Source organism: Pseudoxanthomonas sp. PXM02 (assembly GCF_014851805.1).
Taxonomy (GTDB): domain Bacteria; phylum Pseudomonadota; class Gammaproteobacteria; order Xanthomonadales; family Xanthomonadaceae; genus Pseudoxanthomonas_A.
Genome location: NZ_JACVAK010000002.1, coordinates 1018459 through 1037650 on the forward strand (window position 1 = coordinate 1018459; position 19192 = coordinate 1037650).

Consider the following 19192-nt stretch of genomic DNA (forward strand, 5'->3'; position numbering starts at 1 on the left):
TCATCATAATTTCGCTTCTGCTGCGGGGTGGAGCAGTCTGGCAGCTCGTCGGGCTCATAACCCGAAGGTCGCAGGTTCAAATCCTGCCCCCGCTACCATGTTTATCCGAGGTCGCCGACAGCGGCGACCGACGAAAAGCCTGGGCACGCAACGACGCATGTTCCCGTCGTTGCACCGACATCCAGCGTATCGGACAAGGGGCCCATCGGGCCCCTTGTTTGTTTCAGCGATATGCAGAACCACGAACCATCGGCAGCGAATCCGTGAGCGACAAGGCCAACGACATCGCCAACCTGCTGGCACCCACCGTCCAGGCACTGGGCGTTGAACTGCTGGGCATCGAATACCTGCCGGCACCCGGCGGCGCCACCGTGCGCCTGTACATCGACGTGCAGGAAGCCGAACGCGCCACGCGCCACGTCAATATCGAAGACTGCGAAGCGGTGAGCCGCGAAGTATCCGCGCAGCTCGACGTCGAGGATCCGATCTCCGGCAACTACACGCTGGAGGTCTCCTCGCCCGGCGTGGATCGTCCGCTGTTCCGACTGGAGCACTACGCGCGCTTCGTCGGCGAGTCGGCGAAAGTCGTATTGAAGCTGCCGCAGGATCGCCGCCGGCGCCTGCAGGGCGTGATCAGCCGCATCGAGGGCGACAGCATCGTGTTCACCGTGGACGACGCGGACATGACCGTGGCGTTCGATAACATCGACAAGGCGCGGCTGGTCCCGGACTGGGCTGCGCTGGGCCTGGCGCCCGAGAAACCCGGTGGCGGCCGCAAGGCCGGTGCCAAGAAGGCCGGCGATGCCAAGCGTGCGCCCGCCAAACAAGCCAAGAAAAAACCCAACCAACCGGCGGCCCGCAAGCCGCGCGCGGAGTGATCAATGAGTAAGGAACTGTTGCTGGTCGTGGATGCGGTGGCCAACGAGAAGGGCGTGCCGCGCGAAGTCATCTTCGACGCCATCGAAGCCGCCCTGGCGTCCGCCGCCAAGAAGCGCTACCTGGACCAGGACGTGCAGGTGCGCGTCACCATCGACCACAAGGACGGCAGCTACGAAACGTTCCGTCGCTGGGAAGTGGTGGCCGACGACGTGGTGATGGAATCACCCGATCGCCAGATCCGCCTGATGGACGCCGAGGACGAAGCCGAAGGCGCCGAAGTGGGCGACTGGATCGAAGAGAAGATCGAGAACCCGGATTTCGGCCGCATCGCGGCGCAGGCCGCCAAGCAGGTCATCGTGCAGCGCGTCCGCGAAGCGGAGCGCGCGCAGGTGGTCGACGCCTGGAAGGACCGTGTCGGCGAACTGGTCACCGGCGTGGTCAAGCGTGCCGAGCGCGGCAACATCTACGTGGACCTGGGCGGCAACGCCGAGGCCTTTATCCCGAAGGACAAGGGCATTCCGCGCGACGTGCTGCGCGCCGGCGACCGCGTCCGCGGTTACCTGTTCGACGTGCGCTACGAACCGCGCGGCCCGCAGCTGTTCATCAGCCGCGCTGCACCCGAATTCATGATCGAGCTGTTCAAGCTCGAAGTGCCGGAAGTGGGCCAGGGCCTGGTCGAGATCAAGGCCTGCGCACGCGATCCGGGCGATCGCGCCAAGATCGCCGTGCTCGCGCACGACACCCGCACCGATCCGATCGGCGCCTGCATCGGCATGCGCGGTTCGCGCGTGCAGGCCGTGAGCAACGAGCTCAACGGCGAGCGCGTGGACATCGTGCTGTGGAACGACAATCCGGCCACCTTCGTCATCAACGCGATGGCGCCGGCGGAAGTGCAGTCGATCATCGTCGATGAAGAGAAGCACTCGATGGACCTGGCCGTGGCGGAAGACCGCCTGGCGCAGGCGATCGGCAAGGGCGGCCAGAACGTGCGTCTGGCCAGCCGTCTGACCGGCTGGCAGCTCAACGTCATGACCGCCGACCAGGTGCAGGCCAAGAGCGAGGCCGAGCAGGCCGTCGCCCGCCAGCTGTTCATGGACAAGCTGGAAGTGGACGAGGAAATCGCCGCCATCCTGGTCGCCGAGGGTTTCAGCACGGTCGAGGAAATCGCCTACGTGCCGGTCGGCGAACTGCTGGCCGTCGAGGGCTTCGACGAGGACATCGTCGAAGAACTGCGTTCGCGCGCCCGCGACGCCCTGCTGAACGAGGCGCTGGCCGAGGAAGAAGGCCTGGAAGAGGACCACCCGGCGGAGGACCTGCTGGCGCTGGAAGGCATGGACGAGGAGACCGCGTTCGCGCTGGCCTCGCACGGCGTCCGCACCAGCGAGGACCTGTCCGACCTGGCCGCCGACGAAGTGGTCGAGTTCGGCATCGAGGGCCTGGACGAGGGCCGCGCCGCGGCGCTGATCCTGGCCGCCCGTGCCGAAGAGATCGCTCGTCTGGAACGCGGCGCATGAGCCACCCATGAACACCGCCCTGGTGTCCGCAGGGCTTAGAATTCCCCCTTTCCAACAGGGTTGCCCCTCCACCACAGGGGGGGCGCAACACCCAACCTAGGATCCGAATGTCGCAGCAAACCACCATCCGCAAGCTCGCTGAACTGGTCAATACGCCGGTCGAGAAACTCCTGGAGCAGCTGGCCGAGGCCGGCATGAGCTTCAGTGGTCCCGACCAGGTCGTGACCAGCATGGAAAAAGTGAAGCTGCTCGGCTTCCTCAAGCGCTCGCACGGCAAGAGCGATGCCGCAACGGATGAGGCTGCGCCGAAGAAGATCACGCTGAACCGTCGCAAGGTGCAGGAAGTTACCGTTGCCGCCGGCCGCAGCAAGACCACGGTCAACGTGGAAGTGCGCCAGAAGCGCACCTATACGAAGCCGACCGACGCCGAGTCCGTCAGCACCAACTGGCAGAACGAAGCCGATCCGGAACGCGCCGAGATCCTGCGCAAGCTGGAGGAATCCCGCCAGCGCAACCTCGATGAGCAGCAGCGCCTGGCGCAGGAAGACGCCAAGCGCGCCGAGGAACTGGAGCGCCGTCGCCAGGAAGAGGCCGCGGTGCGTGCCGAAGCCGAAGCCGCGCGTGCGCAGGCCGATGCCGAAGCCGCTGCGCTGGCCGCCGGTGCCGTCGCCGTGGATGGTGACGAGACCGCGCGCCCGGCCAAGCCGGCCACGCAGGGCCACCACGTGCCCAAGCTGGTCGTGCGCAAGGATCCGCCGCGCACCGACGACCGCAACAATGCGGCCGCTGCCAAGCACAAGACCCGCGGTTCGCACGCGATGGTCGCCGGCGTCGAAGACGACGACAACACCAGCCGTTTCGCCGGCCAGCTGCACTTGTCCGCTGCCGACCGCGCCCGTCGCGGCGCTTCGCGCGGCAAGCCCAAGCCGCCGCGTCGCCATGAGCAGAGCCGCGGTGGCGGTGGTGCGCATGGCTTCGAGCGTCCGACCGCACCGATCGTGCGTGAAGTGGCGATCGGCGAGACGATCACCGTGGCCGACCTGGCGCAGAAGCTCGCGCTGAAGGGCGGCGACGTGGTGAAGGCGCTGTTCAAGATGGGCGTGATGGCCACCATCACCCAGACCATCGACCACGACACCGCCGCACTGATCACCGAAGAGCTGGGCCACAAGGCCGTGCGTGCCGACGCCAACGACGTCGAGAACGAACTGCTGGCGCACTCGGAAGAGCAGCAGGGCGACAAGGTCGCGCGTCCGCCGGTGGTCACCATCATGGGTCACGTCGACCACGGCAAGACCTCGCTGCTGGACTACATCCGTCGCACCAAGATCGCCAGCGGCGAAGCCGGCGGCATCACCCAGCACATCGGCGCCTACCACGTGGAAACGCCGAAGGGCGTCATCAGCTTCCTCGACACCCCGGGCCACGCCGCGTTCACCGCGATGCGCGCCCGCGGCGCCAAGCTGACCGACATCGTGGTGCTGGTCGTCGCTGCCGATGACGGCGTGATGCCGCAGACCCGCGAAGCCATCCAGCACGCCAAGGCGGCGAAGGTGCCGCTGATCGTGGCGGTCAACAAGATCGACAAGTCCGACGCCGACCCGCTGCGCGTGAAGAACGAACTGCTGGCCGAGGAAGTCGTCGCAGAAGATTTCGGTGGCGACACCCAGATGGTCGAAATCTCGGCCAAGACGGGCCAAGGCGTGGACAACCTGCTGGACGCCATCTCCATCCAGGCCGAACTGCTGGAACTGAAGGCCGTGGAAGACGGTCGCGCCAGCGGCGTGGTCATCGAATCCTCGCTGGACAAGGGCCGTGGCCCGGTCGCGACGGTGCTGGTGCAGCAGGGCACGCTGAAGAAGGGCGACTACCTGGTCTGCGGCATCCAGTACGGCCGCGTGCGTGCCCTGTTCGACGAAACCGGCAGCCAGCCGCCGTCGGCCGGTCCGTCCATCCCGGTGCAGGTCCTGGGCCTGTCCGGCGTGCCGGAAGCGGGCGACGACTTCGTGGTGGTCGCCGACGAACGCCTGGCCAAGGACGTGGCGCAGCAGCGCGACGCCAAGCGCCGCGAGTCGCGTCTGGTGCAGTCCGCCGGCAGCCGCATGGAAGACATCATGGCGCAGCTGGGCAAGGGCGAAGGCCAGCTCAGCCTCAACCTGATCGTCAAGGCCGACGTGCAGGGTTCCGTGGAAGCGCTGCGTCATTCGCTGACCGCGCTGTCCAACGAATCGATCCGCATCAACATCATCAACTCCGGCGTGGGCGGCATCACCGAGTCCGACGCCAACTCCGCGGTCACCTCCAAGGCCACCGTCATCGGCTTCAACGTCCGTGCCGACGCCTCCGCGCGTCGCATCATCGAAGCCAACGGCGTGGACCTGCGCTACTTCTCGATCATCTATGACGTGATCGACCAGGTGAAGCAGGTGGCGTCCGGCCTGCTGGGCGTGGAGATCCGCGAAGAGATCATCGGTATCGCCGAAGTGCGCGACGTGTTCCGCAGCTCCAAGTTCGGCGCGGTCGCGGGCTGCATGGTGGTCGAAGGCACGGTCAAGCGGAACAAGCCGATCCGCGTGCTGCGTGCCAGCACCGTGGTGTTCGAGGGCGAACTGGAATCGCTGCGCCGCTTCAAGGAGAACGTCGACGAAGTGCGTAACGGCACCGAGTGCGGCATCGGCGTGAAGGCGTACAACGACGTGCAGCCGGGCGACCAGATCGAGTGCTTCGAGCGCATCGAAGTCCAGCGCACGCTCTGATCATGCCGACCAAGTCGTTCCATCGCACCGACCGCGTTTCCGCCCAGCTCCGTCGCGAGCTGGGCACGCTGGTGCACGAGGCCGTGCGTGAGCACGGCCTGCCGTCGGTCAGCGTGTCCGACGTCGAGGTCACCCGCGACATGGCGCATGCCAAGGTGTTCGTCACTGCGCTGATGCAGGAACGTTCCGCTGAGGCGGTGAAGGGCTTGAAGGAACTCGCCTGGGGTCTCCGCATGGAACTGGCGCGTCGCGTGAAGATGCGCCACGTGCCGGAACTGCATTTCCACTACGACGACTCCGTCGATCGTGGCGAGCGCATCGAGACCCTGCTGCGCTACAACCCGCCGGTCCCCGAGTCCGACGACGAGACCTGATACGTCAGGCTGTAGAGCGGAGCTTGCTCCGCTGAAGTCCGGACGCGGGCCGCGTGAAGACGTCACGCAAGCTCGACGCTACGATGCGGCGACTCCCCGCCAAACCACCTAACCTGGACTGTATGGCAGGACGCACCCAATTCCGCCCGCTGGACGGCCTGCTGCTGCTCGACAAGCCGCAGGGCATGAGTTCGAACGGCGCCCTGCAGGTCGCGCGGCGCCTGTTCCGCGCGGAGAAGGGTGGACACACCGGCAGCCTCGACCCGCTCGCGACCGGCCTGCTGCCGCTGTGCTTCGGCGAGGCGACCAAGATCGCCGGGCTGTTGCTGGGCTCGCGCAAGGCCTACGACACCATCGCCGTGCTGGGCAGCACTACCGATACCGACGACGCGGACGGCGCGCCGCTGCGGGAGCGTCCGGTGCCGACGCTGGACATCGCCACGATCGAAGCCGCGCTGGCGCCCCTGACCGGCAGGATCCGCCAGCGCGCCCCGATCTACTCCGCGCTGAAACAGGGCGGGGAGCCGCTCTATACCAAGGCGCGCCGGGGAGACGTCATCGAGGCCCCCGAGCGCGATGTCGAGGTCCACGGGATCGAGATTCTCGAGATCGCCCCCGACCGCCTGTCGCTGCGGGTGGCATGCGGCTCCGGCACCTACGTGCGCAGCCTGGTCCGCGACCTCGGCGAGGCGCTCGGCTGCGGCGCTCATGTCGGGGCCCTGCGGCGCCTCTGGGTCGATCCGTTCATGCAGCCACGCATGTACACGCTGGAGGCGCTGCAGACCCTGGCTGAACAGGGTGGAGAAGCCGCGCTGGAAGCCTGCCTGTTGCCGGTCGACGCCGGCCTGAGCGGGTTCCCGAGGGTCGACGTCGACGCCGCCGGAGGACGTCGGCTCGCCCAGGGCCAGCGGCTGCGCGGCTACCCGCCCAGCGAGGGTCCGGTGGCGATCCATGGTCCGGAAGCGCGGGTCCTGGGGCTCGGTACGGTGGACGCAGACGGCACGCTTTTGCCCCAGCGATTGTTCGCGTGGGCGGTCGCGGGCACCGCCACCAAGGCCGGGCACGATCAATAAAACCTTGTTTCACAAGGCCCCCGGGGCTACACTACGCCGCCGGTTTTCACCGGTGGTTTACATTCCCCAGCTTCATCAACGGCGAGCCAGGCGGTGCGCGCGGAGGACAGCCCGCGTTCCTGCAGGCCACGCATCCAACAGAGAGAAACCATGTCCGTCGATACCCAGAAAGTGATTGCCGATAACGCCCGTGGCGCCAACGACACCGGCTCCCCGGAAGTGCAGGTCGCCCTGCTGACCGCCCGCATCGAGCACCTGAGCGGCCACTTCAAGACCCACAAGAAGGATCACCACAGCCGTCGTGGTCTGCTGCAGCTGGTCAACCGCCGCCGCAGCCTGCTTGATTACCTCAAGAAGAAAGACAACGAGCGCTACAAGACCCTGATCGAAAAGCTCGGTCTGCGTCGCTGATATACCCCCGACCGCGGCGCAGAGATGCGCCGCGGTTTGCATTTCAGGGAACGGAATGCGCTGCATCCGCTGGCCGCACCGGGCCCGCCTCCCTCAGCACAACCGGCCGGACGCATCCGGCCAGCCACACGCGACAAGGGTCGCGTGAGGTCCAACCCGCACAAGGCATCCCAAGGAAACCCCCGTGGCAAAAATCACCAAAACCTTCCAGTACGGCAAGCACCAGGTCACTCTGGAAACCGGCGAAATCGCCCGTCAGGCCGGCGGCGCCGTCATCGTCAAGTTCGACGACACCGTGCTGCTGGTCACCGCCGTGGCGGCGAAGTCGGCCCGCGAAGGCCAGGACTTCTTCCCGCTGACGGTCGACTACCAGGAGAAGTTCTACGCCGGCGGCCGCATCCCCGGTGGCTTCTTCAAGCGTGAAGGTCGCGCGACCGAGAAGGAGACGCTGATCTCCCGCCTGATCGATCGCCCGCTGCGTCCGCTGTTCCCGGAAGAATTCCGCAACGAAGTGCAGGTCATCGCCACGGTGATGTCGCTGAACCCGGAAATCGACGGTGACATCCCGGCGCTGATCGGTGCCTCCGCCGCCGTCGCCCTGACCGGCGCGCCGTTCAACGGCCCGATCGGTGCGGCCAAGGTCGGCTACATCAACGGCGAGTACGTGCTCAACCCGACCGTCAGCGAACTGAAGGACTCCAAGCTGGAGCTCGTCGTCGCCGGTACCTCGAATGCCGTGCTGATGGTCGAATCCGAAGCCGCCGAGCTGTCGGAAGACGTGATGCTGGGCGCCGTGATGTTCGGCCACCGCGAAATGCAGAAGGTCATCCACATCATCAACGAACTGGTGGTGGAAGCCGGTACCAAGAACTGGGACTGGTCCGCCCCGGCCAAGAACGAAGTGTTGATCTCCGCGCTGAAGGAAGCCGTGGGCACGCAGCTCGACGGCGCCTTCCAGGTGCGCGACAAGCTGCAGCGCCGCGACGCCATCTCGGCGATCAAGAAGGACGTGCTGGCGCAGCTGGCCGGCCGTGCGGAATCGGAAGGCTGGGCCGCTGGCGCGCTGTCGAAGGAATTCGGCGAGCTGGAATACCAGACCATGCGCGGCTCCGTGCTGGCCACCAAGGTCCGCATCGACGGCCGTGCGCTGGACACCGTCCGCCCGATCTCCTCCAAGGTCAGCGTGCTGCCCCGCGTGCACGGCTCCTCGCTGTTCACCCGCGGTGAAACGCAGGCGATCGTCGCCGTCACCCTCGGCACCGCGCGCGATGGCCAGGTGATCGACGCCGTCGGCGGCGAGTGGAAGGACCACTTCCTGTTCCACTACAACTTCCCCCCGTTCTCGGTGGGCGAAGCCGGCCGCATGATGGGTCCGAAGCGTCGCGAAATCGGCCACGGCCGCCTCGCCAAGCGCGGCGTGCTCGCCGTCATGCCGACGATGGAATCCTTCCCGTACACGATCCGCGTGGTCTCGGAAATCACCGAGTCGAACGGTTCCTCGTCGATGGCTTCGGTCTGCGGCAGCTCGCTGGCGCTGATGGATGCCGGCGTGCCGATCACCGCACCGGTCGCGGGCATCGCGATGGGCCTGGTGAAGGAAGGTAACGACTTCGTCGTGCTGAGCGACATCCTGGGTGACGAAGACCACCTGGGTGACATGGACTTCAAGGTGGCCGGTACCGCCAACGGCGTGTCCGCGCTGCAGATGGACATCAAGATCGAAGGCATCACCGAAGAGATCATGAAGCAGGCGCTGACGCAGGCGAAGGCCGGCCGACTGCACATCCTGGGCGAGATGGCCCATGCGATGACCGCACCGCGCCAGGAACTGAGCGAGTTCGCGCCGCGCCTGATCACCATCAAGATCCACCCCGACAAGATCCGCGAAGTGATCGGCAAGGGCGGTTCGGTGATCCAGGCGATCACCAAGGAAACCGGCACGCAGATCGACATCCAGGACGACGGCACCATCACCATCGCTTCGGTGAACGGCGCTGCCGGCCAGGCCGCCAAGGCCCGCATCGAGCAGATCACGTCCGACGTCGAGCCGGGCCGCATCTACGAAGGCAAGGTCGCCAAGATCATGGACTTCGGTGCGTTCGTCACCATCCTGCCGGGCAAGGACGGCCTGGTGCACGTGTCGCAGATCTCCAACGATCGCGTCGAGAAGGTCAGCGACGCGCTGAAGGAAGGCGACGTGGTCAAGGTCAAGGTGCTGGAAGTCGACAAGCAGGGCCGTATCCGCCTGTCGATCAAGGCCGTGGAAGAAGGCGAGGGCGTGTCGGCCGAGTAAGCCGCACGACATCGCAACGCGTGATGGAAAAGCGGGCTTCGGCCCGCTTTTTCTTTGCGGCCGAGTAAGCCGCACGACATTGCAACACGTGATGGAAAGACGGGCTTCGGCCCGTTTTTCTTTGCGTCACTTGTTGCCCCATTGCGGCAGATCGCGCTTGCATGCGTCCGTCGCGCGCTGCTCTCGCGTGCCGTCGGCATCCTGTCGGTGAGCGCGTCGTTTTTTTGGCTTCCGCAACGGAGGCCGTGTCCGCGTTCCGGTCCTGTGTCTGCCGAGCGCATGAAGACCCGCCCGATCCGCGCGGTGCTGTCGTACGGAAATCCCTGCCCTCCGTTGTTCCCGCTCACCCACGGCGTTGCTTGCAACCGTCGCAGCAGCGCTTCGTTGCTGTTCTGGCACGGGAGTTGCACGGGGGTACGCGCTTCACAGAAATTGAGAAATCCAGATTTCAGTTTCGGGTCGGCCAGCCGATAAGGAACGGGAGAAGGTCGAGGACGTGCAGCGGGGAAGCTGCACTGCTTCAGCAGGGGAAACATCCGCTTCGGGTAGTCGCGAATTCCCTTCGGGGAGCCGCAGCGGAGATGCGTCATGGGGATTCGTCTGGCGACGTCCGGGCGATGGCGGCAACGAACGGGTTTTCGGGAACCTCGGGGAAATCGATGGATGCGATGTCAGGCACGTTCGCGCGTGCCAGGGCCGGCGTGATGCGCGCGGCATACACCAGACCTTCCGCCTACGTGTGCGGGCTGTTCAATCTGCTGCTCGCGCTGGCCATGCTGCCTGTCGTCGCGCAGGCCAGCGGCGCCCATGCCAACGCCTACACCGACCTGCCGGTGCGCAAGGCTGGCCTGTGGCAGGTCACGATCCAGGCGCACGCGCCTGCCGGAATGGGCGGTCGTGTGCAGCCCGCGATGACGCTCCTGCAATGCACCGACGCCCAGGCGGAGCGCGTGGTGCCGCTGTTCCTCCTTCCCGCGCGCGAAGGATGCCAACGCATCACGGTCAAGAAGGACGCTGTGCGAGGCAGTCACGACGTCAGCACCGTCTGCCAGACCCATGGCCAGCGCGTGGACATGCAACTGACGCTGCGCGGCGACATGCAGGCCCGTTACAGCGGGACGTATCGCGTCCAGCATCCAGGCTCTCCATCGAACAACACCGCTTCCGTGCCGTTCGAAGGGCGCTGGCTGGGCCGCTGCAAGCCGGGCCAGCGCGCCGGCGACATGGTGCTGCCCAACGGCGTCACGGTGAACACGGTCGACGACGCGCGCCGCGCCAGCGAGCACGTGCATTGAATGGCATCCGGGCCTCCGACGGCGCGCGTAAAGCGCAGCGCCGTCCCTATCGCTGCGCGAGCACGGCGCCATTCCCCTCAGTTTCCGCATTCGAATCACGGGTACTCCCCATGAAGCCTTCAAGTCTTTTCGCAACCGCAACGGGATGGATCATGCAGATGGCCTCGGCATTGCACGGAAGAAACGCCGATACGGCCAATCGATGGAACGACAGGAAGGGCATCGTTGCGATGCTGGGCATGGCGTTGTTGATGCTGTTCGTGCCGACGGTACAGGCGCAGATCAAGAACGGCGGTTTTGAAACGCAGAACTTTTCCGAGTGGAAGCTGGAAAGCTATACCCGCTCCACCTCGGCGATCTCGACGGTACCGCCAACCAACAGCAGTCAGCTGACGCTCGGTTCGCCCACCGCCACCGTCGCCAGCACCAATACGGTCAACACCGCGTTCTCCAACAACGTGCGCGTGCTGAACACACCCGGCACCGCCGCCAACACCAACAACAATGGTGCCCGATACCCATTCTCGGGCGTAGCGTCGGCCCTGCTGGGCGGCAGCGGTGCGCGATCCGCGTACGCGATGGAGCAGGAAGCGACCATGGCGTTGAGCGACGTCGACCCGGTCGATGGCAAGGTGCACATCCGCTTCGCGATGGCGCCGGTACTGAACAACCCGGGCCATAACCCGGGCGAACAGCCGTTCTTCTTCGTCGAGGTCATCAACCTCACCAAGGGCAACACCCAGCTCTTCAATACGTTCAACTACTCGAACCAGCCGGGCATTCCCTGGCAGCAGTACTCGACCGGCGGCAACAACTACCAGTTCACCAACTGGCAGGGCTTCGACATCGCGCCAGGCAACGGGCGACTGGACGTGGGCGACCAGATCCGGCTGAAGGTCTACGTGGCCAACTGCTCCCTGGGTGCAGCCAACCACACGGCCCAGATCTACATGGACGTGTTCGGCTCCAAGATGCCGGGCCTCAGCGTCGCCGCCACCGGTCCCTCCACGACCAAGCCTGGCGAGCAGGTCACTTACACGTACAACTACGTCAACAACTCCGGCGTCTATGCGCTCGGTTCGACGGTGCGCCTCGCCGCGCCGATCACCGAGAACGGCCTCCACCTGTCGTTCGTGCAGAACTCCTGGCCGGCCACTTGCACCGGCCCGCATGCCGGTACCGCGCCGCGCGCCGAGTACATCGAATGCCCGGTGGGTGATCTGGTCGCGGGCGCGGGTGGCAGCTTTCCGGTGACGTTCACCGTGCCCGCAGGCGCGGCCACCACGGGACCCAACAACGTCATCAACAACGGTGACTACGACGTCAGGGCGAACACGGTCAGTCCGTTCATCGGGCCGCTCGTGAAGACCACCATTTCGCCGGGCACAACGACGCTGGTGGATCTCGGTATTACCGTCAGCAACGGCAGCGTGCCGTCCTACCTGGTGGGTGGCGCGGTGGCCTATACGGTCACGGTAACCAACCACGGTCCGGTCGCTGCCAACGGCGCGACCGTTTCACAGACGCTGAGCGGCGCGAACGGCACGGCGAGCTGGAGTTGCGCCGTGCCCGGCGGCAGCACGGCGAGTTGCGGTGCGACCAGCAGCGGTTCCGGCCCGATCTCGACCGCGACGGCCAACCTGCCTGTGGGCCAGTCGCTGGTCTACACCGTCAACGGCATCACCGCTGCAGCGGCGGGTACGCCGGTCGTGACGGTGGTCAGCGTCGCGACGCCGGCCGGCATGTCCGACAGCGTCTCGGCCAACAACACCGACGGCCTCAGCACACCGGTCACCGCGGTCCAGCATCGGCTCACCGCCCATACCATCGGTGCGGGCATGGGTCGCATCAACGCGATTCCTGCGGCGTTCGCATGTCCGTCGGGTGGCGCAAGAACCGCCTGCAGCACGGACAACCTCGGCGAGAACCAGGAGGCCTATCTCAACGCCATCGCCGACAACGGTTCGCTGTTCAAGGGCTGGACCGGCGGTTGCACCACGGTCACCGGCAACGAGTGCTACGTGCAGATGGGCACCCAGGACCTCAACGTCACCGCGGAGTTCGCCAAGGTCTGGATCGTGACGCCCAGCATCACCGGCGGCACCTTGAACAATCCGTCCCCGCAGGTCGTGGAAGACGGGCAGGGCACCAGCTTCACCCTCACGCCGACGACGCCGGGGCACATCCCCGCCATCACCACGCCCGGCGGTGCGAATACCTGCCCGGGCACGTTGAGCGGCCCCTCGGCAGGTGTCTACACCTACACGGTGACGCCGGTGACGGAGGACTGCGCGTTCCACGTGACGTTCGCCAGCCAGCCGCGCCTGACGATCAGCAAGACCGCATCGGTCGTGGCGCCGGCCTCGGTCGCCGTCGGTGTGCCCTTCGACTACACCGTCACCGTGACCAACACCGGCACCGTCGCGACGTCGGCAACGGCGACGGTGACCGACGTGGTGCCGACCGGTCTGACCATCGGCTCGCTGCCCGCCGGCTGCGTGACCAACCCGGGCGGCAGCCAGACCGTGGTCTGCACGATCGCGTCCGGCCTGTCGAACGTATCGCCCATCAATGTGGTGAGCTTCGTCATTCCGGTGACGCCGCAAGGCGTCGTCGCCAACACGACGGTATCGAACTCGGCGACGGTGACGGGCGGTGGCGATCCGACCTGCGCAAGCGCGGGCAACTGCGTCAGCACCACGGTGGATACGCCGGTCGCCGCCTCCAGCCTGGCGATCACGAAGACGGCGCCGGCTACTGCTACGGCTGCCGTGCCGTACGACTACACCCTCACCGTGACCAACAGCGGTACGGCGGCCACGTCGGCGGCTGCCACGGTCACCGACGTGATCCCGACCGGCCTGACCATCGGCACGCTGCCGGCAGGCTGCGTGGTGAATCCGTCCGGCAGCCAGACCGTGGAGTGCACGATCGCCTCCGGCCTGTCGAACGTGGCGCCTGCCAACACGGTGACCTATGTGATCCCCGTGACGCCGATGGTGAACGGTACCGTGAGCAACACGGCCACCGTGACCGGCGGCGGTGATCCCGACTGTGCGTCGGGGTGCGACAGCGCGACCGTGGATACGTGGGTCAACGCGGCCCAGCTGAACATCTACAAGAGTGGCCCGGCCGCTGCCGTCGTCGGCGCTCCGTTCGACTACACCCTCCGCGTGGAGAACATGGGCAACGCCGATGCTTCGGTGGATGCCACGGTGACCGACACCGTGCCGGGCAATGTCGTGGTCAACAGCGCCACGCCGAATTGCACCATTGTCGGCAGGGATGTGAGTTGCGTCGTGGCAATGGCGGACCTGCCGAGGGGAGGCGAGGTCACCATCACGATCAACGTGACGCCGATCGCCGCGGGCAATGCGAGCAACACGGCGACGGTCACCGGTGGCGGCGATCCCGTCTGTGTGTCCGGTTGCGACACCCCGCCGGTCACGACCACGATCGCCGACCAGGCACCGTCGATGACGGTGGTGAAGTCGGTGACCTCGACCGGTCCGTACGGCGTGGGCAGCGTGATCGCCTACCAGTTCATCGTGACCAACACCGGCAACGTGACCCTGACGGGCATCGTGGTGAACGACGCGCAGCTGGATGCACCCGCCGTGTGTGCGGCGACGACGCTGGCCGTGGGTGCCAGCACGACCTGCACGGGCGCGCACACGGTGACCGCTGCGGAAGTGGCGACGGGCAACGTGCACAACAGTGCGACGGTGACCGGCCAGCCGCCGACGCCGCCGGGTGGCCCGACGCCGCCGACGGTGACCAGTCCGCCGAGCGAAGTGGATACCGCGACCGCACAGGCGCCGTCGATGACGGTGGTCAAGTCGGTGACCTCGACCGGTCCGTACGGCGTGGGCAGCGTGATCGCCTACCAGTTCCTGGTGACCAACACCGGCGACGTGACGTTGAGCGGCATCGTGGTGAACGATGCGCTGCTCGATACGCCAGCCGTGTGTGTGGCAACGACGCTGGTGCCGGGCGCCAACACGACGTGCACGGGCGTGCACACCGTGACTGCGGCCGACGTGGCGGTCGGCCACGTGCACAACAGCGCCACGGTGACCGGCCAACCGCCGACCCCGCCGGGTGGCCCGACGCCGCCGACCGTGACCAGCCCGCCGAGCGAGGTGGATACCGCGACGGCACAGAATCCCGCGCTGAGCGTGGTGAAGTCGGTGACCTCGACCGGCCCGTACGGTGTGGGCAGCGCGATTGCCTATCAGTTCCTGGTGACCAACACCGGTGACGTGACCTTGAGCGGCATCGTGGTGAACGATGCACAGCTGGATGCAGCGGCCGTGTGTCCGTCGACGACGTTGGCACCGGGCGCCAGCACGGCCTGCACGGGCGTGCACACGGTGACCGCGGCGGAAGTGGCCGTGGGCAACGTGCACAACAGTGCGACGGTGACCGGCCAGCCGCCGACACCGCCAGGTGGTCCGACGCCGCCCACCGTGACCAGTCCGCCGAGCACGGTGGACACCGCGACGGAACAGGCGGCTGCGCTGAGCGTGGTGAAGTCGGTGACCTCGACCGGTCCGTACGGCGTGGGCAGCGTGATCGCCTACCAGTTCATCGTGACCAACACCGGCAACGTGACCTTGAGCGGTGTCGTGGTGAACGACGCGCAGCTGGATGCGCCGGCGGTGTGTCCGTCGACGACGCTGCTGCCGGGTACCAGCACGGCTTGCACGGGCGTGCACACGGTGACGGCGGCGGAAGTCGCCGCGGGCAACGTGCACAACAGCGCCACGGCGACCGGCCAGCCGCCGACGCCGCCGGGTGGTGTACCGCCGACGCCGATCACCAGTCCGCCGAGCACGGTGGATACGCCGACGGCACAGGCGCCGTCGATGACGGTGGTGAAGTCGGTGACCTCGACCGGTCCCTACGGCGTGGGCAGCGTGATCGCCTACCAGTTCGTGGTGACCAACACCGGCGACGTGATCTTGAGTGGCGTCGTGGTGAACGATGCGCTGCTGGATGCGCCGGCCACGTGCGTGGCAACAACGCTGGCGCCGGGGGCCAACACGACCTGCACGGGCGTGCACACGGTGACCGCGGCCGACGTGGCGGTGGGCCACGTGCACAACAGCGCCACGGTGACCGGCCAACCGCCGACGCCGCCGGGTGGCCCCACGCCGCCGACCGTGACCAGTCCGCCGAGCACGGTGGATACCGCGACCGCGCAGAATCCCGCGCTGAGCGTGGTGAAGTCGGTGACCTCGACCGGTCCTTACGGCGTGGGCAGCGTGATCGCCTACCAGTTCCTGGTGACCAACACCGGTGACGTGACGTTGAGCGGTGTCGTGGTGAACGACGCACAGCTGGATACAGCGGCCGTGTGTCCGTCGACGACGCTGTCGCCGGGCGCGAGCACGGCGTGCACGGGCACGTATACGGTGACCGCGGCCGATGTGGCCGTCGGCAACGTGCACAACAGTGCGACGGTGACCGGCCAGCCGCCGACCCCGCCGGGTGGCCCGACGCCGCCGACGGTGACCAGTCCGCCGAGCGAGGTGGATACGGCGACCGCGCAGAATCCCGCGCTGAGCGTGGTGAAGTCGGTGACCTCGACCGGTCCGTACGGCGTGGGCAGCGTGATCGCCTACCAGTTCGCAGTGACCAACACCGGCAACGTGATCCTCACCGGTGTCGTGGTGAATGACGCGCAGCTGGATGCGCCGGCCGTGTGTGCGGCGACGACCCTGGCACCGGGCGCCGGCACGACCTGCACGGGCGTGCACACGGTGACCGCAGCGGAAGTGGCGGTAGGCAACGTGCACAACAGTGCGACGGTGACCGGCCAGCCGCCGACCCCGCCGGGTGGCCCGACGCCGCCGACGGTGACCAGTCCGCCGAGCACGGTGGATACGGCTACCGAGCAGTCGCCCGCCGTGACGCTGTCGAAGTCGGTCACCTCGACCGGCCCGTATCGCGCCGGCAGCGTGATCGCCTACCAGTTCGATGTGGAGAACACCGGCAACGTGATCCTGACCGACGTGTCGGTGATCGACACGCTGTCCGGCCTGAGTCCGCTGACCTATGCCTGGCCGGGGACTGCTGGCCAGCTGCAGCCCGGTGAGCGGGTGGTGGCGAATGCGACCTACACCGTGACGTCCGCCGATGTGCTGGCGGGCCAGGTCCACAACAGCGCGACAGCGACCGGCCGGCCGCCGACGCCGCCCGGTGGTACGTCGCCGCCGGATGTCAGCAGCCCGCCCAGCGTGGTGGATACCGTCATCCTGCCGATGGTCGATGCCGTGGACGATGTGCTGGCAGCCGTGGACGGCGCCAGCGGCAATCCGTCGGCCGGCAACGCGTACGACAACGATGTGATCAACGGTGTGGTGGTCGATCCGGCCAGGATCACCGGCACGGTGACGACCCCGGCCACCGCCATCAATGGCGGACCGGTGCCGACGCTGGATCCGGCATCGGGCGTGGTGAGCGTGCCGGCGGGAACGCCTGCCGGCACCTACACCATCGGCTACCGCATCTGCGAAACGCTGACGCCGGACAACTGCGATGACGCAGTGGTCACGGTGACCGTGGTGGCCACGACGCTCGACGCCGTGGACGACACGTTCGTGCCGATCCGCAGCGGCACGGGGGGTACGTCGCCCAGCGTCCTGGGCAACGACACCCTGGGCGGTGGTCCCGCGCAGATCGGCGAGGTCACGCTGGTGCCGGGCAGCTCGCCGCACGCGGGCCTGGTGATGAACCCGGACGGCACGGTGACGATCGCCGTCGGTACGCCGCCCGGTACGTATCGCTATCCGTACACGCTTTGCGAGGTGCTGAATCCGAGCAACTGCGACACGGCGGACGCCATCGTGGTGGTCGACGGCGAAGCGCTGCTGCGCGTGACCAAGACGGCAGGTGTGCGTGATGTCCGGACCGGCGACCTGGTGCGTTACACCGTGTCGGTCGAGAACCTGGGCGATGGCCCGGTGGTCGACGGCAGCATCGTCGACACGCCGCCCGCGGGTTTCAGCTATGTGGAAGGGTCGCTGACGGTCAGCGATGGCGACAATGCCGCCACCGTGTCCGGCCAGCATCCCGTGCGGTTCGAGGGCCTCGACATTCCCGTCGGTGGCAACGCCACGCTGATGTATGCGATGCGCGTGGGTGCAGGTGCGCGTGCGGGCACGCTGGTCAACCAGGCGCAGGCGGTGTCCTCGTCCGGTGAGCCGCTGTCCAACGTGGCCACGGCCGATGTGATGCTGGTGGCCGACACGATGGTCGAGGACAGCCTGCTGTTCGGCACGGTCTTCAACGACCGCGACGGCGACGGCTGGCAGGACGGCGCCACATTGAGCGGCGTCCGCGTGCAGGGTGGCTTCGCGCCGGAGACCTATGTCGCCGGTTCGACCACGCTGGATCGCGGCACCGGTCCGCAGTCGCAGGCCGATGCCAGCGCCCCGCTGTTGCACGGCATCGCGTTGGGCATGGTGGAAGGCCGCCAGTCCGACGCCGATCCGGTGCGTGGTCGCCAGGTGGTGATCCGCCAGACGCTGCGTGAGCTGTCCTTCACCGACGACTTCGTGCTGACCAGCGACCAGGGCGTGACGCTGCGGATGGATCGCAACGGCGTGACCTCGCTGGAGACCACGGGCGACGCCGCCAAGGGACTCACGGCCGCGATGCCGACGGTGGAGCGCAGGGTCGCGCAGGGCGACGGGGGTTACATCGTCGACTACCTCATCGGCAATGCCGGTATCGAGGAACGCGGCGTCCCGGGCGTGCGCATCGCCACGGTGGAAGGCTTGCTGATCGAAACCGATCAGTTCGGTCGCTATCACCTGGCCGGCATGTCCGGCGGCACCTGGGAGCGCGGACGCAACGTCGTCATGAAGGTGGATCCGTCCACGCTGCCTGCCGGTACCCGGATGACGACCGACAACCCGCTGCTGCGTCGTGTCACGCCGGGCGTGCCGGTGCGCTTCGACTGGGGCGTGGTGCTGCCCGAACAGGTGATCGACGGTGGCCGCGAACAGCTCGAACTCGAACTGGGCGAGGTGCACTTCGCGCCGGGCAGCGCTGCGCTGCCCCCGCGCTACCAGTCGCTGGTCGGCGCCATGGCCGACAAGGTGCGCGAGCACCACGGCGGCGAGGTGGTGATCCAGGCCGAGGGCGACAGCGAAGGCCTGGCCTTCGACCGCGCCAACGCGGTCAAGGACGCGTTGCTGGCACTGCTCGACGGTGCGACGGCGAAGGCACTGACGGTGAGCGTGCGTGCCCGCCCGGAAGCACCGGCGTCGCTGGTGACCGGCGTGCGCGATGACACGGCCTTGCTGGGCACGGTGCTGTTCGACACCGACAAGGCGACGGTGCGCGCGGAGTTCGCGCCGCTGCTGGACGCGATCGCCGCCGCGCTGGAGCGCAAGGGCGGAGGCAGCGTCGTCATCGTCGGTCATGCCGACCGGCGCGGCTCGCATGCCTACAACAGCGTGCTGGGAATGCAACGCGCGAAGGCGGTGTTCGACGCCCTGGCCGGACGACTCAGTGCATCGGCCCGTGCCGCATTGCGGGTGGAAATCGAAAACGACCCGGTTGCGCCCAACGGCGCACGGAAATGA

The 19192-nt window shown here is 67.2% G+C and carries 9 protein-coding genes and 1 tRNA gene; all 10 read left to right on the top strand.

From position 1 onward, the window contains the following. The first annotated feature begins 21 nt into the window (after nt 1–21). Nucleotides 22–98, top strand: a tRNA-Met gene (locus IB225_RS13460). A gap of 165 nt (nt 99–263) precedes the next feature. Then, nucleotides 264–878 carry a ribosome maturation factor RimP gene (rimP, locus tag IB225_RS13465; RefSeq protein ID WP_192311714.1) on the top strand — a complete coding sequence of 205 codons (615 nt, stop codon included), beginning with the start codon at nt 264–266 and terminating at the stop codon, nt 876–878. Between the two features lie 3 nt (nt 879–881). Beyond that, nucleotides 882–2393, top strand: a complete 1512-nt coding sequence (gene nusA / locus IB225_RS13470) for a transcription termination factor NusA (RefSeq protein ID WP_192269006.1) — start codon at nt 882–884, stop codon at nt 2391–2393. Between the two features lie 107 nt (nt 2394–2500). After that, entirely contained in the window at nt 2501–5149 is a 2649-nt protein-coding gene (gene infB / locus IB225_RS13475) for a translation initiation factor IF-2 (RefSeq protein WP_192311715.1), read from the top strand. A gap of 2 nt (nt 5150–5151) precedes the next feature. Continuing rightward, a complete protein-coding gene (rbfA, locus tag IB225_RS13480; protein WP_192311716.1) occupies nt 5152–5523 on the top strand; it encodes a 30S ribosome-binding factor RbfA in 372 nt (123 codons plus the stop codon). 122 nt (nt 5524–5645) lie between these two features. Then, complete coding sequence (gene truB / locus IB225_RS13485; protein ID WP_192311717.1) at nt 5646–6596, top strand: tRNA pseudouridine(55) synthase TruB; 951 nt, start codon at nt 5646–5648, stop codon at nt 6594–6596. A gap of 150 nt (nt 6597–6746) precedes the next feature. Beyond that, the gene (gene rpsO, locus IB225_RS13490; protein ID WP_162336597.1) at nt 6747–7007 is read left to right on the top strand and encodes a 30S ribosomal protein S15; all 261 of its coding nucleotides are present in this window, start codon (nt 6747–6749) and stop codon (nt 7005–7007) included. A gap of 184 nt (nt 7008–7191) precedes the next feature. After that, nucleotides 7192–9300, top strand: a complete 2109-nt coding sequence (gene pnp, locus IB225_RS13495) for a polyribonucleotide nucleotidyltransferase (RefSeq protein ID WP_192311718.1) — start codon at nt 7192–7194, stop codon at nt 9298–9300. Between the two features lie 659 nt (nt 9301–9959). Further along, nucleotides 9960–10595 carry a DUF3617 family protein gene (locus IB225_RS13500; RefSeq protein ID WP_192311719.1) on the top strand — a complete coding sequence of 212 codons (636 nt, stop codon included), beginning with the start codon at nt 9960–9962 and terminating at the stop codon, nt 10593–10595. A 152-nt stretch (nt 10596–10747) separates the two neighbouring features. Next, complete coding sequence (locus IB225_RS13505) at nt 10748–19192, top strand: OmpA family protein (RefSeq protein WP_192311720.1); 8445 nt, start codon at nt 10748–10750, stop codon at nt 19190–19192.

Coding starts and splice junctions, on each gene's coding strand:
- nusA (WP_192269006.1), top strand. CDS start 882: ATGAGTAAGGAACTGTTGCTGGTCGTGGATGCGGTGGCCAACGAGAAG.
- infB (WP_192311715.1), top strand. CDS start 2,501: ATGTCGCAGCAAACCACCATCCGCAAGCTCGCTGAACTGGTCAATACG.
- rbfA (WP_192311716.1), top strand. CDS start 5,152: ATGCCGACCAAGTCGTTCCATCGCACCGACCGCGTTTCCGCCCAGCTC.
- truB (WP_192311717.1), top strand. CDS start 5,646: ATGGCAGGACGCACCCAATTCCGCCCGCTGGACGGCCTGCTGCTGCTC.
- rpsO (WP_162336597.1), top strand. CDS start 6,747: ATGTCCGTCGATACCCAGAAAGTGATTGCCGATAACGCCCGTGGCGCC.
- IB225_RS13500 (WP_192311719.1), top strand. CDS start 9,960: ATGGATGCGATGTCAGGCACGTTCGCGCGTGCCAGGGCCGGCGTGATG.
- IB225_RS13505 (WP_192311720.1), top strand. CDS start 10,748: ATGCAGATGGCCTCGGCATTGCACGGAAGAAACGCCGATACGGCCAAT.